We start from the raw sequence: 21,814 nt of genomic DNA, 5'->3' as shown, positions 1-21,814 counted from the left end.
ATCAGGCCTCCTCGGGTTGCTGTCGGCGCGCGCCGAGCGATGCCGTCTGCTCGAGCAGCCAAATCAGTTCGGCTGCGCGCTTGTCGGATGTGTGCTGATCCATGGTCCGTTCATAGGCGCGCCCGGCAATGTGCTGAAGCTCGGCGTCGGCCATCGTCAACGCAGCAAGCGTGTCCTTCGCATCGCATGCGATCAGGATCTCCTGCCCAGGTACAAAGAATTCATCGAGTCCCGGCCAGTCGTCGCTGAGCAGCGGGGCCTTGCAGGCAGCGGCTTCGAACAGGCGGCCGGAGGGGCACCAGCCCATCTCGGCCATGGCGCGGCGCGTGACGTTGAGTGTCAGCCGGGATGACGCAAAGAACGCCGCGTGCTCCGACGGCGGCAAGTGCTGCACGAAGTAGATGTTTGGCGACCAGGGAAAATCTTCCGGATATTGTGCACCTCCAATCAGGAAGCGCAGATCCTGCCTGTTACGTGCGGGTTCGACGAACAGAGCCTCGAGTGCGCGCTGGCGATCCTGCGAATATGTGCCGAGATAGGACAGATCCGCACGGTAATGCGGCTGCGACGGCACCGGCCGATGGATGTCCGTATCGACGTGTCCGTAGAGCGGGCGGACGTTGCAGGCGCCGAGCCTGTCGCGAAATTCGTTGCAGATGCGGGAGCCGCCGGTGAAGCTCAGGACCAGGGCGAAATCCCGCAGGCCGCGCGGCCCGATATAGGGAACGGCCTCGCCGGCCATCAGCTTCGCCAGGGTGACCGGCGTGTCGAGGTCATAGAACACGGGCACCGCACGACCCTCGGACAGGACAAGCTCTGTCGCGGCGACCGCGTCAGGACAATAGGACGTTATGATCGCGACATCTGCATCACGAATATCGCTCCGCGCCAAAGCAAGCACATCGTCCCAGTTCGAGAACAGTCGCAATTGCCCGCCGGGCAGTTCGTGCAAATCCCGCGCGCCGGCGTAGTAGGACACGTCGCGCTCGAAAAAGACGACGCTGTGGCCGGCTCGCGCGAGATGCTTGCAAAGCCCTCGCCACAGGGTGGCGTGACCGTTGCCCCAGGACGAGGAAATTGTCAGGCCGAAAATGACGATCTTCACGCTGGCACCCGCTGATTGATCCCGGTGATCTTGAGTCCGCGATTGTCCACGCTGAGGGTGCTGACGCTGCCGGGGTCGATCTCGATCGAGAGGAAGTCGTCGAGCTCTTTCCGGGAATAGTGCAGCAGCGCCGCGCGGATCGGTTCGGCATGGCTGACGGCGACGACGACGGTGCCGCTACCATGATCGTTGCGCAGCTGTTCCAGATGGGCGACCACGCGCTTCTGGAGCGACCGCATGCTTTCGCCGCCCGGCGGGCGGTTCGTTCCGCGTTGTTCGTTCCAGCGCGACCATCGGGGATCCCGGGCGAGCGCCTCGAACGACAGTCCGGTCCATTCGCCGTAGTCGAGCTCGTCGAGTGCCGGCACGATCTCGACCGGCAAGCCGAAGCGCGCCGCCAGGATGCAGGCCGACTGCATGCAGCGCCGCTGCGGGCTCGACTGAACCATGCTCGGCGGGGGCGTGAAAGTATCGGCGCATCGCGCGATTTCCTCGCAGCCGAGATCATCGAGCTCCACGCCCTTCATCCGGCCACAGAGCGTGCGGCCGAGCAGGGCATGGTGCCCGTGGCGGATCAGATGAATGATCTTCGCCATCAGGTATACGCCTTGTCGTCGATGAAGGCGCGCGTTCGCCGTCCGGCCTCTTCGTCCGTGAACTGCTGAGGCGGCGACTTCATGAAATAGCTCGAGGGGCCCGTCAGCGCGCCGGCCTGCCCGCGGTCCATGGCGAGCTTGGCGCAGCGGACGGCGTCGATCACGACACCCGCCGAGTTCGGGGAGTCCCAGACTTCGAGCTTGACTTCCGCGCTCAAGGGAACACCGCCGAACGTGGTGCCCTCCAGGCGGATAAAGGCCAGCTTGCGGTCGGTCAGCCACGGCACATGGTCGCTCGGGCCGACATGGATATTATCGGCATCCATGGGCACGTCGAACTGGCTGGTTACGGCTTGGGTTTTGGAGATCTTCTTTGATGTCAGCCGCTCGCGCTCGAGCATGTTCTTGAAATCGGTGTTGCCGCCGACGTTGAGCTGGTAGGTTCTGTCCAGCCGTACGCCGCGTTCGCGGAAGAGATTGGCGAGCACACGGTGCAGAATGGTGGCGCCGACCTGGCTCTTGATGTCGTCGCCAACGATCGGCAGGCCTGCATCCTCGAAACGCCGCCGCCAGTCGGGATTCGAGGCAATGAAGACGGGGATGCAATTGACGTAGCCGCAGCCGGCCTCGATCGCGCGCGCGGCGTAAAATTCGCTCGCACGCTGCGAGCCGACGGGAAGATAGGACACAAGCACGTCCGTGCGCGAGGTCGCGAGCACTTCGGAGACGTCGGCTTCCGGGACATCCGCAATCGGGACGTCGTCCTTGAGATAATGGCCGACGCCGTCCATGACGGGGCCGCGTTGGACCATGACGCCGGTGGGGGCGACGTCGGAGAAGCGGTGCGTGTTGTTCGGCGCTGCGAAGATCGCCTCGGCCACGTCGCGTCCGACCTTGCCGGCATGGACGTCGAAGGCCGACGCGACCTGAATGTCGCTGATGTGGTAGCCGCCGAGATCGGCGTTCATCAGCCCAGGCACCGGCTCATTCGATTTGGCGTCCCGGTAATAGGAGAGCCCTTGAACGAAGGAGCTCGCACAATTGCCGACACCGACGATGCCGACGCGCACGCGCCGCCTGTCCTGAAGACGAGAATGCATGGCTAGAGGCCCTCCGGAAGACGTGCAGCGTTAAGGCATGCAGTGTTGAAGAGATGCAGTGTTGACGTAAGTACGTCGGCGAACGTGGGGAACGTATGTTCGTTCCTGAACTCACTGCACTATGTCCGCCTCACGTCGGATTCCGGCCGAAAAAATCTCGCGGGCTTAACCTGGGATAGAATCCCGGGCGGGTTGGTGGGAACGAAAAGCTTCCATGATGAAGATGAAGAAGATGATGTTTTGAGAGAGTCCGGCCTACGAAAGAACAAATGCTCGCGCCCGGCGTTCACGGCGAAACAGTCCGACGCGAGGGCCGATCCGTCGCTCGCTCCTTGTCAGCAATCGAGGTGTCACATGTCATCCAAATCACAAACCAGCGAAGCCCAGCAGACCACCAGCCATGATGTGATCCGGAAATGGGCGGAGGAGCGCGGCGGAAAGCCTGCGACGGTCAAGGCCACGGAGGAGGACGGACACGCCGGTATCCTGCGCATCGATTTCGATCCGCCCGACGAAGGTCTCGATCGGATCAGCTGGGACGAATTCTTCGCCAAGTTCGACGAGGCCGGCATTGCCTTCCTCCATCAGGAAGAGACCAAGGATGGTAAGCCGAGCCGCTTTCACAAATTCGTGCGGCGCTAGTTGGATCACCACGTGTCGGGCGGCTGGACCGAGGCGATGCGGGCAGGCGACTTCGAACGCGCCTGGGCAATCAATGACCGCGATCTGGCAATGCTTGCGTATCCACCCAAGCACACCGGGCCGCGTCACCTGCAGCGGATCTGGCGTCGTGAGGAACTGAGGGGCAAGGATGTGCTGGTCCGCTGCTACCACGGGCTCGGCGACACTATCCAATTCCTGCGCTTCATGCGGCCGCTTCGTGACGTCGCGCGCCGCGTCACGGTCTGGTGCCAGGGCGAGCTTCTGCCGCTGGTCGAGCGAGCGGCTGGCGTCGATCGGGCCTTCGCGCTCCATGATGGTGCACCTGAGGTCGACTTCGAGGTCGATATCGAGATTATGGAGGTGCCGCATGCCATAAGGGCGAGGCGAGAGCAGGTCGAGATGCGCGCACCTTACCTGTCGTTGCCGACCAAGGTCGAACCAGCGCTCCCGCAAGACCGAGGTCTCGAACTCAGGGGCCTTGCCGTGGGCCTGGTTTGGGAAGTCGGCAATTGGGACAAGCGGAGGACCGTTCCGCCGTCCCTGTTGGGACATCTTGCCGTTCCCGGCGTGACGCTCTGCTCACTGCAACGCGGGGCCCGAACGTGCGAACTGGCCGAGATCGGCGCGAGGGACGTCAGCACGCCTGACGTTACGGTTCTCGGTCATCTCCTCCAGCGGCTCGATCTCGTCATTTGCGTCGACACTATGGTGGCCCATCTCGCGGGAGCACTCGGCTGTGAGGCGTGGGTCTTATTGCATGCGGATTGCGACTGGCGCTGGCCGGCATCCGAGGCCCATTCCCTTTGGTATCCGAGCCTGCGGCTGTTTCATCAGAGGACACCAGGCAACTGGGATAGCGTCCTTGAAGAGGTGCGGGAGGCCCTGATTGCACGCTCCGCAAGTCTCCAAGGTGTCGTCCGAAAGGAGCTCAAGCGAGCGCAAGGTCCGCCGTAAGTGGCCTGAGACGCGAGGACGACGCATCGTCGCGGCTGGACGAAATGCTCAGGTAAGTCGGATCGAATCTTGCGAGCCGCACGAGTCCCTGCCAGTCCGTGATCGTTACCGTCTTGCCCTGCCATTGCAGGAGATTGCATCGTCGCAGTTCCTGAATCGTGCGGTTGGCGTGGACCGGGGAGATGCTGCATGCTGCCGCAAGGTCCGATTGGGTGAAGGGTGACGGCAGTCTGAAATCTCTCGCCAAGCCGACGCTTTGCAGCCGGGTGGTGATCTCGCACAGCAGATGCGCCACGCGCGTCAATGCATCACGGCTACCCAGGTTCACTGTCCAGTTGCGCTGAATGGCGTGGGTGGTGAGCAGCATCAGCAGCAATGCGCGAGACATCGCGGGCGAACGCGCGGACAAATCGTGAAAGAAGCGGTGTGGCACGAGAGCGACGATGGCAGGGCCGAGCGCGATCAGGTTGCCGTCAACGCGAGGACGATAAAGCGTGTGTAGATCGGCGATGTCACCGGGAACATGGATTGACGTTATCTGCCCGTCCGCACTCTCTGCATCCTGCCACGACAGATATCCCTGAAGGAGCAGGCAGCACTGGGTGGCATCATCGCCATGCCGCAAAACGGCCTGACGCGAACCGAGATGCGCGATTGTGCTCGCCATGTCCGCGAGCAGGTGGAGATCGTCGGCCGTTACGGGAGTGAGGCTCGCCAACCGGTCGGCGAGCTTGGAGAACGCAAATCCTGCCTGCATTGGTCGCCTAATAACTCAGAACCCGTCCCCAATTTGATCGATGAGAACGACAGAGCGCATTAAACTTTGATAGTTTTACTCCATGCAGGTCATTGTTTGTCTGCCCAGCATGCGCCCAGAAGTGCGAGGGCGATCGGTCAAACGGTTCCGGAATAGTAGACGGCGCATGCGATCGTCCTCAAGGATCGGACGATTCGGGAACCGGAAGCGCGAGTCGCGCTCAGGCGAAGCATCTGTGTTTCTCGCGGCGGGATCCGCGGAGATCGCGCTAGTCATGCTCATACTGTTCCGAGAGAAACTGATTGATCGCGTCGAAGGCCTGCAACCGGTTCTTCTCCAGCACGACCATGTGCGTGCATTCGCCGATCTCGACCCGTCGCCGATATCGCGCGGGTTTGTGCGCACTGAAATTGGCGTGCGTGACGCGTGCCCGTGCTCCAGGTCCACGCCGAGGGCACTAGGACGTGCGTATCAGCTGGTCACATGCTCCGCTGTGCGAGATAGACAAGAGGTGCGATTCCGACCGTCCAGGGCCGGTTTGACCCGCTACGGCTCTCGCCGCGACGGCGACGCATCATTTCTTGATCGTCCCCCTATGGAGGCTCGTTCTGAAACTTGACGCGTGCGCAATCAATTGCGTTGTCAGCGTTGCCGCCATCGCGCAGGCGCCAGGCCGAATTCACGCCTGAACGCCCGGCTGAATGCTTCTCCGGATCCGTAACCCACTTCCTCTGCGATTTGGTCGATCGGCTTGCGTGTTTCTCGTAGGCTCACCTTGGCTGCCTGAAGCCGCCAGATGGTCAGATACCGGATTGGTGGCACCCCGATCAGGGTTGTGAAGCGGTCGACGAAGGCGCTCCGCGACATCGAGACTTCTCTCGCAAGGGACTCCGCGGACCACGGCAGCCCGACGTTATGATGAATGGAGGCGAGCGCGCGTCCGATTTTCGGATCGGCAATCCCCTTCAGCCATCCTCCATCTTGATCGGTGTATGTCACGGAATATTGCCGCATCGCCTCTACGAACAGCAGTTCGGAAAGCCGAGACATCAGGTTTGAAGAGGCGAACCTGCCGGCCGTCAGTTCGCCGGCTGCATATCGCACTGAAGCCTCGATCCAGTCGCGTGCGACCCCCTCGCGAATGTCGAGCTTCAGCACTCTTGGCAGGGCCGCGATCAACGGATTATAGGTTTCCTCGCTGCCGAGAAAACCGCACACGATTTGCGCCGGCTCACCGCCTCCGCCGTGCATAATTTTTGCCAGCCCCCCATCCGGTGACGGCTGAATGAGATGACGCGCGTTTGTCGGTACCAGACCCGCGTCGCTGGCGAGCGTATGAACATCGTTTCTGGGCAGCAGTACGATCTCGCCGGCCCGCACCTCGACTGTAGGTTCGCTGTCGACGCTGAGCAGAAATTTTCCGGCGATGACGAAGTGGTAAGCGATCAGCAGCGAGGGCTTGACCGCGAAGGTCACGCAGTCCTCAGCGACGATCTGCGTATGGACGCTCCACGGCGCGGTGAACCGCGCATCCAGAAAAATGCCGCCGGTCAGGCGAATCGATCGAAGCACTTCCGATAGCGGATCGATCATTAGGCTAATCTCAGATTTGGACGATCGGTCAACTGATCTGGCTGGGCGATCATTCACCGTGGCGGTCCCCGCGCTTATACGGGGCTCATGAATGAACTGCCAAGCAACCGATTCCTCCACGTTTCCTTGAGACGCTGTCCAGACGGTCAGGCGGACGCGGAACCGGTTGCGGAAGAATGGAAAAGCGGGACGCCACGACGGGGTTCTGGATGGCAACCAAGCAGACGGATATCCAGATCATGAGCATCGCGCAGGCTACCGCAACCGTCACGCCGTATATCGATTTCTGGAACGCGGTACTGGCTCCGAAATTCAATGCGTGGCGGAACATCCTCGCCGGCGGCCTTCACCTGCATAGCGCTAAAGTCTTCCCGTCGCTGCCAATCAGAGCCGGCGACAGGGCCCTGGATGTGGGATGTGGCTGGGGCGACACCGCAATTGAACTTGCGCGGCGCGTCGGACCGACCGGATCCGTCCTCGGCCTCGATTGCTGCAATGCCTTCCTCGACGTCGGCCGCGCAGATGCGAAGGAGGCAGGGGTGAGCAATCTCAGCTTTCTCGAAGCGGATGTTCAGACCCATCCGTTCGAGCCGGTACATGATTTTTGCTTCTCTCGCTTTGGAACCCAGTTCTTCGAAAACCCAACGGCTGGCTTGAGCAACATGCGATTTGCGCTCAAGCCGGGTGGACTGATGACGATGGTCGTCTGGCGCGAACGGGCGGACAATCCGTGGCTTACACTGTCGAAGGAGGTTCTGCTTCGCTACCTGCCCCCCGTCAGGGAAGACGCTGCAACCTGTGGCCCCGGACCGTTTTCTATGACCGATCCCGAGGCCGTGACTCGGCAATTGATGATTGCCGGCTACGGCGGCATCAGGTTCGAATGGATCGATGCCGAACTCTTGGTCGGGCGAGATCTTGACGAAGCGGTCGCGTTTCAGCTCGGCGATCGGTCCCGCAGGGGAGGTTTATCGCGAAGCCGGTCCGAAGGCTGCTCGTTTGTTTGATACGCTGGTGGCGGCCTTGAAGGACGAGTTGAAACAATTCGTCCGCCCTGAAGGCGTGATGATGAATTCAAGCTCTTGGATGGTCACCGCGCAGAATCCGGGATCACCGCCGCGGCCCCGGGGGTGACGTACCCGCGCCAGTCGCTGCTCGAAATCTCTTCATTGTAAGCACCGCCGCAGCCGCCGCCGCGATCGGACGAATCGATGCAAAAAAATGAACTCTCTGGGAGAAGATTGATGGCAGGTCTAGTTGCGGTCCTCTACGGCACTGCCGCTTACGGTGTCACGCTCGTCGCCTTGCTCTATCTCATTGGCTTCACCGGGAACCTGGTCGTTCCAAAGTCTATCGATTCCGGGGCCATTGGTCCGGTTCTGGCAAGCATTGTTATCGATGTGCTGCTAATCGGAGTGTTCGCGATCCAGCACAGCGTGATGGCGCGTCAGGGCTTCAAGCGCTGGTGGACGCGAATCGTGCCGGCTTCGGTCGAGCGCAGCACCTACGTGCTGTTCGCCAGCTTTGCACTGCTGTTGCTGTACTGGCAGTGGCAGCCGATCCCCACGCCGGTCTGGACCGTGAACCACCCGGTCGCGGCGGGGGCGCTCGACGCCGTCTTCTGGCTGGGTTGGGTCGTGCTGGTGGTCAGCACGTTTCTTCTCAATCATTTCGAGTTGTTCGGCCTCAGCCAGGTGTTCATGCACCTGTTCGGTAAACAACCGCCCGAAGCCAAATTCCGCACGCCATTGCTCTACCGGTATGTCCGCCATCCGATCTATCTCGGCATCCTGCTCGCAGTCTGGGCCACGCCTGCGATGACGGTCGGTCATCTGGTCTATTCGCTTGGCATCACAGCCTACATCCTGATCGGCATTCAGTTGGAAGAGCACGATCTGATCCAGCAGTTCGGCAACCGGTATCGCCGCTACCGCCGTCACGCGGCCATGCTCGTCCCGCTTTCATGCCGAAGCTTCGCCGCGTCCCAGGACGCCGACATCTGACCCGAGACGCTCGTCAAGACAGGCCAATCAGTCCGCAAGCAGGGGTGGATTCAAGCGGCGCGGCGTCCGGTCGCAGCCGTATCGACACGGCCAGGGCGGCGTGCGCATCGCGTTCTGATCAACTCATTTCAACCTGAGGCGTCCGGCCAAGAGGATCACCGACCGCATGACCATCCTCCATTTGAAGGATGGCCGATATTCCCCGCGGCTCCGGTGGGACACGATCAAAATGATTTGAGCGCGATACCGGCTCGCTATCAGCGGAAAAGCTTAAACTTGTCTCACAGCTATCCTCACACCGAGGGCGCGTCTTCGAATGAACAGGGTTTCACATCCGCGGTCGGTTTCGGAATCGTCGAAAGACAATTCAGATGATCAGCAGCAACTGAGCGACCTGATCAGCGTCATCTACGATGCCGCCATCGATCCCTCTCGTTGGGAAGACGCCATCGTCAGCATCGTGCAATTCGTTGGCGGCGCAGCAGGCGGGCTGTTCTGCAAGGACGTCGGTGTCCAGCACGCCACGGTGCCCCATCGCTTTGGATTTGACGTGCCGTTGCGGGTCGAACTCTTTCGGCAGATTTATTCCTCCGCGGAGGGGCACTTTCTCGGTGACCTCGAGCAGCCGATCGCGACGACCGATTTGATGTCTTTCGCAGCACTCACCCAGAGTGAACTATACCGGCAGTGGGCCGAGCCCCAGGGGCTTGTCGATTTTGTCAGCGCGGTTGTCGACAGGACCACGGTCAGCACAGCTATTTTCGGGGTCTTCCGCCACCGGCGAAATGGGCTCGTCGACGAGCACGCGCGCCGGCAAATGAGGCTGATCGCGCCGCATATCAGGCGTGCCGTCGTGATCGGCAAGATGTTCGAGTTCAAGGCCGCTGAACTCGCGACGTTCGTTGACACGTTGGACGGGCTCGGTGCTGGCATGTATCTCGTCGATCCCGGTGGACGTCTCATTCACGCCAATACGGCCGGCAATGCCATTCTCGACGCTCGTGATATTCTGAGTTCCGTGGGCGGGCGGCTGGTCGCCAGCGATCCTCAGGTCGACCGCACCCTGCGAGATGTCTTCGCCACCGCGGGGCAGGGCGATGCCGCACTTGGTATAAGGGGCATCGCGTTGCCGCTGACCGGCAGGGAGGGCGACCGCTATGTGGCCCATGCATTGCCCCTCACGTCAGGCGCGCGTCGGCGTGCTGGTATTGTTTACACCGCCACGGCGGCCTTGTTCGTTCGCAAGGCGTCGCTGGCGGTTGCTTCTATTCCCGGAGCCATCGGCAGCGCGTTCAAGCTGACGCCGACCGAACTCCGCGTGTTGCTGGCCATCGTCGAGGTCGGTGGCGTTCCTGAGGTCGCTATGGCGTTCGGGGTCGCCGATAGTACGGTTAGGACGCATGTCAGCCGGTTGTTTGAAAAAACAGGCACCGCGCGCCAGGCGGATCTCGTCAAGCTGGTTGCAGGCTATACGACGCCCCTGGCGGGATAGGAGAGAGGGCGCTCATTGCAGCACCCAGAAGCAGCAAATATTTGCGCGCTCCTCCCACATTCGCAGGACGACACCCAAGCAGTGGTTGTTCAGGATGGTATGCGTCCGGCCAGCATGCAGTGGGGTAGGTGATCAGGCGTCCCTGCCTCGCCGCATCTGGACAGGACTTGGGAGCGCAGCATGTCCATTGAAGTCGAGGGCACGGTTTCTGCGGCGGGGCACGGACGTCAAGCAGGGGCGGCGGCGCGCAGAATAGTGATTTGTGCCCTGGCGGCGACAGGAATCCTTGCGACCAACATCTTCTTGCCTTCGCTGCCGGTCATCGCGGCCGATTTCCATGTATCCAGCGCGGCGGTCACGTCGGCCTTCACGATCTTTCTGGCGATTTTCGCCATAGGGCAATTGATTGCCGGCCCGCTGTCGGACCGGTTCGGGCGACGCATGCCGATTCTGATAGGGCTCGGAATTTTCATCGCCGGTACGATCTGGTGCGCTTTCGCGCGCGATCTATCGAGCCTGCTGATCGGCCGATCAATGCAGGCTTGCGGCGCATGTGCGGCTTCGGTGCTTTCACGTGCGATCGCCCGGGATCTGTTCGATGGCCAGGCACTTGCAAAGGTCATGGCCTCGATCACCATGGCAACCGCGGCCGCCCCAGGCTTTTCACCGCTGCTGGGGAGTGCGCTCGATCTATTCTTTGGCTGGCGCTCGGAATTTGCCTTTGTCGCGGCCTTCGCGCTCTGCACGGCTTTGGCCTATGCGACCTTCGTCGGCGAAACCAATGACGGCGCGCGTCGTTCTCTGAATCCGCTCAAAATTGCCGGCTTCTATCTGGAGCTTGTTCGGGATCGCCGGTTCGTTGCGCCTGCTAGAACCGCTGGACTGGTGATGGCCGGTCTTTTCGCGATTTTCTCCAGCGCGCCGCGGGTGCTGCTCGAATCGTTTGGATTCTTGCCAATCACACTTGGTGAGCTATTTGCGGGCGTGGTCTTCCTGGTGTTTGCGGCCGGCATGCTGGCGCCTAGGCTATCGGCGCGGGTTGGTTCCTGCCGTGCGACGTCGGTCGGCTTGGGACTAACCGTCCTCGGAGGCGCCGGGCTGCTTTGCGCGGTGCTGCTCGCGAACGGCGCGCTGCTGCCATTTCTGTTAGCGGCTTCCGTCTTTCTGTTCGGCGTGGGAATAGTGAGCCCGCTGTCGAGCGCGGCAGCGCTGTCGCCGTTTGGCAGCAAGGCCGGTATCGCCGCAGCCCTGTTCGGATTGTCGCAAATGGCGGGCGCGGCATGCGGTGCCTCTCTCGCGGCGATTGTCGCCAGCGATCCGGCCGTCGGGCTAGGAATCGTGCTGACAGTAACGTCGCTCGTGGCGGTTATCCTTCACGAGCGGCGCTAATCTGAGGTGGATCTTGCCGAGAACACAATGGGTTTGGTGTGAGGTTCTTTGCGGCGCCCTGGCATGCCACTATGTCGAGCGGCGATGGCCGTGATCTCGAGTTTGACGCCGGGACCGAGATCCGCCACGCCGATTGCGGCGCGCGCCGGCAGATGAGCCTCTGCAAAATGCGCCTTCCAGGCCGCGTTGAAGTCTGCCTTCTTGAGGCTCGTCATGTAGATGGTCACCTGCAAGACGTTGCTCAGATCGGATCCGAGGGTCTTGAGCAGCTGCGCCAACTGCCCGAGGACGTCATTTGCCTGGCCCGACATGTCGAGGCTCGTGTCCTCTGGGACGATTCCACCGATGTAGAGCACGCCATGATGCTCGACCACTTCGTGGAGCAGACCCTCGTAGGGCAAGACGCGCTTGATCATGATGGGACCGATGTTGTGTGTGACGGGCGGCATATCGCACATTTCAATGTCAGTGTCGTCGCAAAGAGATCTCGCGCCAAGTCTCACCGAAAGACGGACCGCGCGGCTCTGAATGCAACCGACTAAAGCGTTGAAAATAAAAGCACAAATTGGACGAAAAATCGCCGCCGGGTCGTTCCTGCGAACGTTCGCCAATCTGTCCTTGCACGAGCGCCCGGCATTTTCGCCGGCCCTGACCCGACGACATCGAAGCGCGGATCGCTATACTGCGACGCGGATGACATCGGTGCGGCCGGGACAGTGCCGCGACCGGAACAAGGAATGCGACGATGGACGATACGATTGGCTTCCCCGACCCCGGCCTCGACCTGTCCGACGGCTTCAAGCCGCACACCTCGCATTGGGGCGTGTTCTCGGCACGTCAAGGCGAGGCCGGGCTCGAGGTCAGGGCCTATGCGGGCGATCCCGATCCGAACCGCATCATCGACAATTTTCCCGGCGCGCTACGCCATCAGGCGCGCATCACCCAGCCGGCGATCCGCCGCGGCTGGCTCGAACGCGGTCCGGGTCCGGACGATCGCCGCGGCCGCGATGAATTCGTATCCGTCAGCTGGGAAAAGGCGCTCGATCTGCTCGGCGACGAGCTGGCACGCATCCGTGACACGCGCGGCCCCGGCGCGGTGTTCGGCGGCTCCTATGGCTGGTCGAGCGCGGGCCGCTTCCACCACGCCCAGAGCCAGGTGCATCGCTTCCTCAACATCGCCTTGGGCGGCTATGTGCGCTCGGTGAACTCCTATTCCTCCGGCGCGTCCTCGGTGCTGCTGCCGCAGATCCTCTGCGGCTACGAGGATATCACCAAGCGCAATGTCACCTGGGAGCAGATCGCGGCTGATACCGACATCGTGCTGGCGTTCGGCGGCATGGCGCTGAAGAACTCGATGGTCGCAGGCGGCTCGATCAGCAAGCATGTTGAGCGCGGCGCGATGGAAGCTGCGCGCCGCCGCGGCTGCGAGTTCATCCTGGTCAGCCCGTTGCGCGAAGACCTGCCCGTCGAGGCCGGCGCCGAGTGGATGACCTGCGTGCCCGGGACCGACACCGCGCTGATGCTCGGCATCGTTCATACGCTGATCGCGGAGAACCTGCACGACCAGGCCTTCCTCGATCGCTACACCGAGGGCTGGCCGGTCTTCCTGCGCTATCTCACCGGCGAGAGCGACGGCCAACCCAAGCACGCCGAATGGGCCGCCGCGGTCTGCGGCGTCGACACCGACACAATCCGCAAGCTGGCGCGCCGGCTCGCCGGCAAGCGCGCGCTCATCACCGTCTCTCATTCGCTCCAGCGCGCCGAGCATGGCGAGCAGCCGGTGTGGATGGGCATGGTGCTGGCGGCAGCGCTCGGCCAGATCGGCCTCTCCGGCGGCGGCTACGCCTATTCGTTGGGGGCAATCGGCTATTACGGTCGCCGCGTCAACGACGTGCCGGGGCCGACATTGGGGCAGGGCCGCAACGCTGTCCGCGATTTCATTCCGGTGGCGCGCATCGCCGACATGCTGCTCAATCCCGGCAGCGCCTATCGCTACAACGGCGAGACGCGCACCTATCCGGATATCCGCCTTGTCTACTGGGCCGGCGGCAATCCCTTCCATCACCACCAGGACATCAACCGCCTGCGCAAGGCGTTTGCGAAAGTCGACACGCTGGTCGTGCACGAGCTCGCATGGACTGCCACGGCCCGGCATGCCGACATCGTGCTGCCCTCGACGATGACGCTCGAACGCGAAGACATCGGCTATTCCAGCAACGATCCCCTGATGGTCGCGATGCACCGGATCGCCGAGCCGTTCGGCCTTGCGCGCGACGACTACGAGATCTTCGCCGATCTCGCCGACCGTCTCGGTGCGCGCGAGCCCTTCACCGAGGGGCGGACGTCACGTCAGTGGCTGGAACATCTTTATGAGCCGACCCGCGCCTCGCTCGAAGCGCGCGGCCTGGAAGCGCCGAGCTTCGAAGAGTTCTGGCGGCGCGGCAGCCTGGTGGTGCCGCAGCAGCCCGACGACGGTGGCCGGCTGCGCCGCTTCCGCGACGATCCCGTCAATCATGCTTTGCCCACGCCGAGCGGTCGCATCGAAATATTCTCTGCCAAGATCGCAGGTCATGGTGATGCGGATTGCCCGGGCCATCCGGTCTGGCTGGAGAAGTCCGACACGCCCAAGCCGGGGGCGCCGTGCTTCCTGGTCGCCAACCAGCCGGTGACGCGTCTGCATAGCCAGCTCGATTTCGGCGGACATTCGCTTCAAAGCAAACATCGCGGCCGCGAGGTCGCGCGCATGAACCCACGGGACGCTGACGCACGCGGGATCAAGCACGGCGACATCATCCGGCTGTTCAACGCGCGCGGCGCCTGTCTCGCCGCGGTCCACGTCACCGACGGCATCGCGCCCGGCGTGGTCCAGCTCCCGACCGGCGCCTGGTACGACCCGATGGACCCCGAAGACGACGCGCCGCTCTGCGTGCACGGCAATCCGAACGTGCTCACCCGCGACGTCGGCACGTCGTCCTTTGCGCAAGGCTGCACCGGTCAGCTCACGACAGCCGAGGTCGAGAAGTTCACCGGCAATCTGCCGCCGATCCGGGCTTTCGATCCGGTGTAGAAAAAAAGGGGCCGTCCTGTGTGGGTGCAGGGACGGCCCCGAGTGGCTCGCAGGCCCGGGAGGATGAGGGCGCGAGCGAATGCTTACGCGGCTGCGCTGATCCAGTCACTCTCCGTAGCAGGACGACGCGGCGGGAGTGCTTGCACCTCTCGCCGTTCGCCCTTGCTGGCGAGGCGCCAGCGTGCCGGGGATTGATCGGTGATGCGCTTGAAGACAGTCGAAAAATGCGCCTGCGTGCTGAAGCCGACGGCGAGTGCGATCTCGGCCAGCGGCCGCTCGGTGGTCGCCAGCAACGTCTTGGCCTGCTCGATCCGGTGATTGAGCAGATATTCGCGGGGGCGATAACCGGTCGCGACGCGGAATTGCGCCGCAAAGTGCATTCTGGACAGGCCGGCGACATTGGCGAGCTCGGACAGGCTGATGCAGCGGTGGAAATGATCGGCGACATACTGCTCGACGCGCCGCAGCCGCCATTTCGGCAGGGCATTGACCTTGGCGCGTGGCAATTCCAGCCGCGCCAGATGCATCGCAAGGGTTTGGCCAATGCAGCGCGTGAACTCGTGGTCCGCGGCGTCGCCAAGTTCGATCAGCGCCTTGGCAAGCTCGGCCGCGAGCGGATCGCGCAACAGGACGAGATCATTCAAACCTTCGGTTCCGGAAAATTGTGCCGGAAATTGATCCGCGGAGATGTAAAAGTGCAAGAAGGCGCATGGCGACTGGAATTGTACGGCGAGGGGCTTTGACGGCGCGGTGAGATACAGTGTGCCCGCGGGCATGGTCCCGTCGAAAATGACCTGGCGATCCCGGGTCAGTTTCGCGCGCGTGGTCTTGAGGGCGATGCCGACGAAATAGCGATCCTCGGGCGTCGTCGCTTGGTGCGACGAGGTGCTCCGCGGGTCTTCCCATCGCGAGATCGCGATGTCCTCGGCCGCCGCTCCCGTGCCCGGATCGATCTGACGCCATTGACGCTCCCGAATGATCGCGTGTGTTGCCCGGGGGAACTCGCAATCCCCCGAGGTGCCCGGAAATTCAATCCAGGCATCACCTGCCTGCAAATTGGTCAACATCGTTCGTCCTCTCCGGGCGTTCTCCGCTGTTTGCAACCAGCAAACGCGCAAAGCCCACGTTTTCCATGGTGAGAGGATAGGCGTGAGCTGACCTGCAAGCTCGTTAGTGGTGATTAGGATGTGTTAGTTTTTGTGGGAGCGCATCAGGTGCGGCATCCCGTCTCAGGAAGCGTCGTTTTTGTACAGTTTATCAGACATTTGCGTATCCCCGACACGACTCAGGAGAGCACCGGTCATGGCGTGGAGATCGATGTGGAGGTGTGAGTTCTGTGGGTTGCCCTCGCTGGACCTCGCACTGGCGCCGGGTATAGTCGCGCCGCATTTCGCTGGAGCGGCCGTCAAGATGAGTCAAAAGTGATCGAGCTCTCGGCAGGACAGGGCCCCCGCGGCCGCGACGCCGCGGCGATCCCAGATTTCGATGCCGTCGCGTTCGGGCCATTTTCGCTGCGGTCGCGGCTGCTGGAGAAGGATGGCTTGCCGGTCAGGCTCGGCAGCCGTGCGATGGATATTTTGCGCCTGCTGGTCAGTCGCGCCGGCGAAGTGGTCCCGAAGAACGAAATTCTCGGCTATGCGTGGTCCGGACTTTCCGTCGAGGAGGTCAGCCTGCGCGTCCATGTCGCGGAGCTGCGCAAGGTGCTCGGCGACGGAAAGGATGGTGCCCGCTACATCACCAACATCCCGGGCCGGGGCTATTGCTTTGTCGCGCCCGTGCGGCGTGGCGGGCGCGCGGAGGTGGCTACACCGGCGTCGCGTGTGCCTGAAAGGGCCGCGCCGCCACCGTCGCTACCGCGCCGATTGGACCGGATGGTCGGGCGAGAGGACGCCGTGGCCGAGTTGGCAGCGCGCTTGCTCCGCGATCGCTTCGTCACGCTGCGAGGGCCGGGCGGCATCGGAAAGACCACCGTTGCGACTGCGCTCGCGCACGAGATGTGCGATAGCTTCGACGGCAACGTCCATTTCCTCGAATTCGGTCCGCTCAAGGACGGAGCGCTGGTCGCGAGCACGGTTGCAGCCGCGTTGGGCCTCGTCGTGCACCACGAGGACCCCTCGGCCAGCATCGTCAATTTCCTGCGCGGCCGCCGGCTGCTTCTCGTGCTCGACAGCTGCGAGCACGTCATCGAGGAGGTCGCGCGCCTTGCAGAAAACATCTACCGGGAGGCGCCTGGCATCGTCATCCTCGCAACCAGCCGCGAATCGCTGCTGGTGGAAGGCGAGCAGATTTTCGAGCTCGTTTCGCTCCCCGGTCCGCCGCAGGGCACCCGCCTCAGTGCCGGCGAGGTGCTTGCTTATCCCGCCGTGCGCCTGTTCGTCGATCGCGCCGTCGCGGCGGGGCATCGCGACGACATCACCGACGAGGATGCCGAAGTCCTGGCCCGGATTTGCGGCAAGCTCGACGGCATCGCGCTGGCGATCGAGCTGGCTGCCGCACGTGTCGGTCTCTATGGACTGCGCGAGATGGCGGCGCTGCTCGACAACCGGCTGCAGCTCGAATGGCGCGGGCGGCGGACGGCGCCGCCGCGGCAGCAGACGCTCGGCGCTACGCTCGACTGGAGTTTCGGTCTGATCGGCGAGAGCGAGCGGATCGTATTTCAGCGCCTCGCCGTCTTCGCAGGTCACTTCACGTTGAGGGGCGCGATAGCAGTCGCGGCCGGGGCGGAGATGGCGGAGGATCGCGTCGTCGAGGCCCTGGAGCAACTCGTGGTGAAGTCGCTGGTTTCCACCCAGCCGGACGGCGCATCGCGGCGCTATCGCCTGCTCGACGCAACGCGTGCCTATGCCCTGCAGAAACTGGGCGACGGCGGACAGCTGGCGCAGATCGCGCATCGTCATGCTCTCTATGTTCAATGCACGCTCGAAGCGGGCATGAGGGACAAGGAGGGCGGCGATCATGCGTCACGTTTGCAGGAAAGCGCGAGCCTGCTCGCCGATGCCCGCGCTGCGCTGCAATGGGCTTATGCCAACGACGACGGCGCCGGCTTGCGCGTGCCGCTCGCCGGCAGCTGCACAAGGCTGTTCGTCGAACTCAATTTGCTGAACGAGGCCCGCATCTGGTCCGATCGCGCACTCGCAATGCTGGACGAGGCCGACCGGGGCGGCGCATGGGAGCTCGAACTTCAGTCGACGCTCGGTCACGCCTTGATGTTCACCGAACGTAACAGCGAGCAGGCGGAAGCGGCGCTCAGGCGCGGGCTGGAAATAGCGGAAGCGCTTTCCGATCACGCCAACACATTCAGGCTGTTGTCCCGGCTCAACATGTTCTACCGCCGGACCGGTCGCTATCGGCATCTGGTGCCGACTGCGCTTCACGCCGAGCGGATTGCCCGCGTCATCGGCGATACCGCGGGCATCGCCGGGAGCAAAGCGCTGCTCGGCGTGTCATATCACCTCGCCGGAGACCAGGCCGCGGCGCAGGCTCATCTCGACCAGGGCCTGCGAGACGACGCTGCGCTCCGCGGCACCCAACCCGGGCATTTCGCCTATTCACGCACACCGCAAATTCCGCTCGCGCGCGTGCTATGGCTGCGCGGCTTTCCCGATCGTGCGCTCGAATGCATCCGGCCGCTGGTCGGCGCTTCGGCGCCGCATGACGTGGTCATGCATTGTATCGCATTATGCTGGTCCGCTTCGGTATTCGGCTGGCTCGGCGACTGGTCGTCGGTCGAGGTCATGACCGGTCGTCTGACCGCGCATGCGAGCATGCACGGGCTCGTGCCTTACGAAGCCGTCGCGGCGGGTTTTCGGGCGCAGAGCATGATCGCTCGGGGCGAGGCGGCCGGCGGCGTCGACCTGATGCGGAGTGCGCTTCCACGCCTGCATGCCGACCGCTACGAACTCTATGCCTCGGCGTTCGCCGCGGATCTGTCTCGGGGCCTGGTCAGCTTGGGACAATTGACGGAAGGCATTCAGGTTCTTCACGAAACCATTCTGCGGGTCGAGCGGGAAGGCGGCGCGTTCGACATGCCCGAGCTGCTCCGTCTGCGGGGAGAGCTGGAGATCCAGGGCGGCAATCCCGACGCGGCCGAGGCCGATCTTGTCGCCTCGATCTCGCTCGCCGAACAGCAGGGCGCGCTATCGTGGCGGCTGCGAGCCGAGATGTCGCTGGCGCGGCTTCGAACCCGGCAGCATGTGCAAAATCCGCTCGAACAGCTCGCTCAAACCTATGCCCGGTTCTCCGAAGGGTTCGAGACCGCCGATCTCATTGCAGCACGGCGCATGTTGAACGAACCGGGGGCCTGAACAGTCGATACGACCGTCTCTTCTCGCTGCTGAGCGCGTCCATCAGCGCTCAACCCTTGTGTCCAGCCAGCCGCCCCAGGAAGTCGCGGACAAGCAAAGCGATCTCGTCGGTGGCTTCATCCAGCGCGAAGTGGCCGGCTTCGAGAATGTGAACCTCGGCATCCGGCACGTCGTCGCGATAGGCCGTCGCGCCTGCGACGGCGAATGACGGATCGTATTCGCCCCAGACCACCAGCGTCGGTGGCCGCGTCTGGCGCAACCAAGCCTGCCATTTCGGATAGGAGGCGACGTTGGTCCGGTAATCCAGGAACAGCGTGGTCTGAATCTCGGCCTGGCCGGGACGCGTCAGGAACGCGTATTCGTCGATCCAGGTGTCGGGGTCATAGCGCTCGGGACGCGGACTGGAGCCGAGATGCCGCTGACGCGTCGCCTCCAGGGACGTAAAGTTGGCCTTGAGCGCCTCGACCTCGTGCGCCGGGTCGGCCCAGTACTTCCTGCGCGCATTCCAGAGCGGGCTCAGCCCCTGCTCGTGCGAAACCGCGTTCTGGACGATGACACCGCGGACGCGTTCGGGATGCGCCAGCGCCATGCGGAAGCCGGCAGGGCCTCCGTAGTCCTGCATGAACAGGACGTAGTCGGTGAGGCCGAGCTTCGTTGTGAGCTCGCCGATCACGGCGGCGATGTTGTCGAACGTATAGGTGAAGTCGCATGGCGGCGGCGCGCTGCTGTTGCCGAAGCCGGGATAGTCCGGCGCGATGAGATGATATTTGTCGGCGAGCAGCGGCATCAGCGGCTCCCACATCCGCGACGACGAGGGAAATCCGTGGAGCAGCAGCACCGTCGGAGCGTCGGTGGGCCCAGCCTCGCGGTAGAAAATCTCGAGACCCCGGATATCGGTCTTGTGATAGCTGATCGAACGCCGGCTCGATCGCAGATCCTGTGCCGAGGCCTGCACGGTCGCGCAGGCCAAAGCGGCCGATAGGGCAAGAGTGGCTGGGATGTTCATGTCATCGCTCCGAATTCGGCATGTGAGGTGAAGATGTGTCGCAAGTAGGGGACATCCCCTTGTGACGGCGGCGTCGAGAGGCACCATCGCGGGCGCCTCTCGCGATGTGCCGCATCTGGGCTTTACGACGCGCGCGCCAGCGGCTCGCCCTTCAGGGCGGCGAGCAGGGCCTGCGCGGCCGGACCCGAGGAGTGCGGGTTCTGGCCCGTGATCAAGAGGCCGTCGGTGACGACGTGAACGCCCCAGTTTGCCGTCTTCGAGAAGACGGCGCCAAGCTTCAGCATTTCGTCTTCGACCAGGAAAGGCACCACCTTGGTGAGGCCGACATCCTCCTCTTCACCATTGGTGAAACCGGTCACCTCCTTGCCCTGAACCAGGGGCTTGCCGTCGGGCGTCTTGACGTGGCGCAGCGCACCAGTCGAATGGCAGACCACGGCGACTGTCTTGCCGGCGGCAAGGAAGGATTCGATGAGCTTGACCGAGTCCTTGTCCTCGGCGAGGTCCCACATCGGGCCGTGACCGCCGGGATAGAAGACGGTGTCGAAATCTTCCTGCTTGACGCTGTCGAGGCGAACCGTCTTGTCGAGTTGGGCTTCGGCGGCGACGTCGGCCTCGAAGCGTAGCGTCAGGTCGGTGCGGAATTCGCGCTCGTTGCTCTTGGGGTCAAGCGGCGGACGGCCGCCTTTCGGCGAGGCGAGGGTGATCTCGGCCCCGGAATCCCTAAAGATGAAATAGGGGGCGGCGAGCTCCTCGAGCCAGAAGCCCGTCTTGCGCCCGGTGTTGCCGAGCTGATCGTGCGAGGTGATGACCATCAATATTTTCATGACCGTTCTCCTTGAGTGCGTTTGCTGCGATGACGCGCTCCATTGCGGTGGAGATGCGCGGAGCTGGGTCTCGTTCGAGCACGTCACGTCGTTCGTTGCTCGCGACCCCAATCTGCGCTCAAGGCCGACTGTTGGCTCGTTATGTATTGTTAGACGTTGAGAGTTGGAGATATCGCGCGGGCCGCTACTCGAAGACGGCGTCAAAGATCTCGACATCCATCAGCACGGGCTTGGCGACCACGGTTCCGTCGGGCCGCAGCGTCTGCGCGCGTCGGAGCGTCGGCACCACGATGCCGCCGAAGCTGTCATGGGCCCAGGAGTAATGCGCGACTTTCATTCCGAACAGATCGTGGTCGGTCCGCCGTTGCAATGCGTTCTCGTCGAAATAGAAGATCTGTTCGGGCGCGAGCGTGATCAGGCTCGGTGGGAATTGCGCCCGCAGCCGCCGCCATGACTCGTTATTCTCCTGCCACGGCGGCAGCTCCTCCACCAAGACATCGGGATGGGCGAGCAGGAATGGATTGGTCAGATAATTCCAGATCGCGACGCCGCAGAAGAAGACGAGATGCAGCTCGCCCGCGAGCGCGGGCGAACCGGCCTCGGTGAACGCAAGACTCGGATTGCGCCAGGTCCGCAGAATCTCACCTTCGAGGCTTTCGATCGTGATCGCGTCCGGCTGAAACGAGCCGGAGTGTTCGCCTCCGGTGATGCCGGTGAAGCGGACCGATTGCGTGCGGGTCGAGCCCTCCGCCGTCACGTCCTTGAATTCGCTGGCATGTCCGGTGCTGGAGAACAGCGTTCCCGCGACGGAGAGGTGAAGCGTGAACCGGCTCAAGCTATTCCAGCGGGCCATTCCGCCGCTGGCATCAATTACATCGTCAAGAAGCGCCATGTCCCGCCATATCCACCATGAAGTGCCACCACCATGGCGGGGCGGATGCGGCTTGGCGTGTTAGAATTT

The 21,814-nt window shown here is 63.0% G+C and carries 18 protein-coding genes; 8 read left to right on the top strand and 10 right to left on the bottom strand.

The window, feature by feature from the left end:
* Nucleotide 1 precedes the first annotated feature (1 nt).
* From AC0L23_RS26310 to AC0L23_RS26300, 3 genes are read right to left on the bottom strand one after another with little or no spacing between them, the layout of a single operon-like run.
* A complete protein-coding gene (locus AC0L23_RS26310; RefSeq protein WP_473357521.1) occupies nucleotides 2–1,105 on the bottom strand; it encodes a CgeB family protein in 1,104 nt (367 codons plus the stop codon).
* A complete protein-coding gene (locus tag AC0L23_RS26305) occupies nucleotides 1,102–1,701 on the bottom strand; it encodes a histidine phosphatase family protein (RefSeq protein WP_018460365.1) in 600 nt (199 codons plus the stop codon). The genes AC0L23_RS26310 and AC0L23_RS26305 overlap by 4 nt, the downstream gene beginning before the upstream one ends.
* Nucleotides 1,701–2,801: an inositol-3-phosphate synthase gene (locus tag AC0L23_RS26300; RefSeq protein ID WP_085348982.1), complete on the bottom strand. Its 1,101-nt coding sequence runs from the start codon at nucleotides 2,799–2,801 to the stop codon at nucleotides 1,701–1,703. The genes AC0L23_RS26305 and AC0L23_RS26300 overlap by 1 nt, the downstream gene beginning before the upstream one ends.
* Nucleotides 2,802–3,155: 354 nt before the next feature.
* Between AC0L23_RS26300 and AC0L23_RS26295 the strand changes: the two genes are divergently transcribed.
* Together AC0L23_RS26295 and AC0L23_RS26290 are read left to right on the top strand one after the other, a co-directional pair.
* Entirely contained in the window at nucleotides 3,156–3,443 is a 288-nt protein-coding gene (locus tag AC0L23_RS26295; protein ID WP_446480060.1) for a hypothetical protein, read from the top strand.
* 12 nt (nucleotides 3,444–3,455) lie between these two features.
* Complete coding sequence (locus AC0L23_RS26290) at nucleotides 3,456–4,418, top strand: glycosyltransferase family protein (RefSeq protein WP_473357520.1); 963 nt, start codon at nucleotides 3,456–3,458, stop codon at nucleotides 4,416–4,418.
* On the opposite strand, the gene AC0L23_RS26285 is transcribed toward AC0L23_RS26290, so the two are convergent.
* Together AC0L23_RS26285 and AC0L23_RS26280 are read right to left on the bottom strand one after the other, a co-directional pair.
* Nucleotides 4,393–5,175 (bottom strand): Crp/Fnr family transcriptional regulator, encoded by a 783-nt coding sequence (locus AC0L23_RS26285; protein ID WP_085348983.1) that lies wholly within the window; start codon nucleotides 5,173–5,175, stop codon nucleotides 4,393–4,395. The two genes, AC0L23_RS26290 and AC0L23_RS26285, sit on opposite strands and share 26 nt — an antisense overlap.
* 642 nt (nucleotides 5,176–5,817) lie before the next feature.
* Complete coding sequence (locus AC0L23_RS26280; protein ID WP_473357519.1) at nucleotides 5,818–6,768, bottom strand: AraC family transcriptional regulator; 951 nt, start codon at nucleotides 6,766–6,768, stop codon at nucleotides 5,818–5,820.
* 209 nt (nucleotides 6,769–6,977) lie between these two features.
* Between AC0L23_RS26280 and AC0L23_RS26275 the strand changes: the two genes are divergently transcribed.
* The 4 genes from AC0L23_RS26275 to AC0L23_RS26260 all read left to right on the top strand — a co-directional run bounded on the left by AC0L23_RS26275 (nucleotide 6,978) and on the right by AC0L23_RS26260 (nucleotide 11,652).
* Complete coding sequence (locus AC0L23_RS26275; protein ID WP_473357518.1) at nucleotides 6,978–7,775, top strand: class I SAM-dependent methyltransferase; 798 nt, start codon at nucleotides 6,978–6,980, stop codon at nucleotides 7,773–7,775.
* A gap of 204 nt (nucleotides 7,776–7,979) precedes the next feature.
* On the top strand, nucleotides 7,980–8,771 hold the full coding sequence (mddA, locus tag AC0L23_RS26270) for a methanethiol S-methyltransferase (RefSeq protein WP_473357517.1): 792 nt from the start codon (nucleotides 7,980–7,982) through the stop codon (nucleotides 8,769–8,771).
* Nucleotides 8,772–9,087: 316 nt separating this feature from the next.
* Nucleotides 9,088–10,263, top strand: coding sequence for a helix-turn-helix transcriptional regulator (locus tag AC0L23_RS26265; RefSeq protein ID WP_018460355.1), 1,176 nt, complete (start codon nucleotides 9,088–9,090; stop codon nucleotides 10,261–10,263).
* Nucleotides 10,264–10,443: 180 nt separating this feature from the next.
* Nucleotides 10,444–11,652, top strand: coding sequence for a multidrug effflux MFS transporter (locus AC0L23_RS26260; RefSeq protein ID WP_473357516.1), 1,209 nt, complete (start codon nucleotides 10,444–10,446; stop codon nucleotides 11,650–11,652).
* On the opposite strand, the gene AC0L23_RS26255 is transcribed toward AC0L23_RS26260, so the two are convergent.
* The gene (locus AC0L23_RS26255; RefSeq protein WP_473357529.1) at nucleotides 11,649–12,110 is read right to left on the bottom strand and encodes a RidA family protein; all 462 of its coding nucleotides are present in this window, start codon (nucleotides 12,108–12,110) and stop codon (nucleotides 11,649–11,651) included. The two genes, AC0L23_RS26260 and AC0L23_RS26255, sit on opposite strands and share 4 nt — an antisense overlap.
* Before the next feature lie 287 nt (nucleotides 12,111–12,397).
* On the opposite strand from AC0L23_RS26255, the gene AC0L23_RS26250 reads away from it, so the two are divergent.
* Nucleotides 12,398–14,719 (top strand): molybdopterin guanine dinucleotide-containing S/N-oxide reductase, encoded by a 2,322-nt coding sequence (locus tag AC0L23_RS26250; RefSeq protein WP_085384003.1) that lies wholly within the window; start codon nucleotides 12,398–12,400, stop codon nucleotides 14,717–14,719.
* 83 nt (nucleotides 14,720–14,802) lie between these two features.
* On the opposite strand, the gene AC0L23_RS26245 is transcribed toward AC0L23_RS26250, so the two are convergent.
* Nucleotides 14,803–15,786 carry a helix-turn-helix domain-containing protein gene (locus tag AC0L23_RS26245; RefSeq protein WP_473357515.1) on the bottom strand — a complete coding sequence of 328 codons (984 nt, stop codon included), beginning with the start codon at nucleotides 15,784–15,786 and terminating at the stop codon, nucleotides 14,803–14,805.
* A gap of 354 nt (nucleotides 15,787–16,140) precedes the next feature.
* Here AC0L23_RS26245 and AC0L23_RS26240 point away from each other — a divergent pair, with 354 nt between their 5' ends.
* Nucleotides 16,141–19,023 (top strand): ATP-binding protein, encoded by a 2,883-nt coding sequence (locus AC0L23_RS26240; RefSeq protein ID WP_085384005.1) that lies wholly within the window; start codon nucleotides 16,141–16,143, stop codon nucleotides 19,021–19,023.
* A 49-nt stretch (nucleotides 19,024–19,072) separates the two neighbouring features.
* Here the strand turns inward: AC0L23_RS26240 and AC0L23_RS26235 are convergent, their stop codons facing one another.
* The 3 genes from AC0L23_RS26235 to AC0L23_RS26225 all read right to left on the bottom strand — a co-directional run bounded on the left by AC0L23_RS26235 (nucleotide 19,073) and on the right by AC0L23_RS26225 (nucleotide 21,745).
* On the bottom strand, nucleotides 19,073–20,029 hold the full coding sequence (locus AC0L23_RS26235; RefSeq protein WP_473357514.1) for an alpha/beta fold hydrolase: 957 nt from the start codon (nucleotides 20,027–20,029) through the stop codon (nucleotides 19,073–19,075).
* Between the two features lie 122 nt (nucleotides 20,030–20,151).
* On the bottom strand, nucleotides 20,152–20,853 hold the full coding sequence (locus tag AC0L23_RS26230) for a type 1 glutamine amidotransferase domain-containing protein (protein WP_085384006.1): 702 nt from the start codon (nucleotides 20,851–20,853) through the stop codon (nucleotides 20,152–20,154).
* 184 nt (nucleotides 20,854–21,037) lie between these two features.
* On the bottom strand, nucleotides 21,038–21,745 hold the full coding sequence (locus AC0L23_RS26225; protein ID WP_085348991.1) for a hypothetical protein: 708 nt from the start codon (nucleotides 21,743–21,745) through the stop codon (nucleotides 21,038–21,040).
* Between the last annotated feature and the right edge of the window lie 69 nt (nucleotides 21,746–21,814).

It is taken from the genome of Bradyrhizobium sp. MI1.4 (assembly GCF_055811315.1).
Note: the sequence above shows the minus strand (reverse complement) of the source record. Positions and strands in the feature narration are given on the sequence as shown.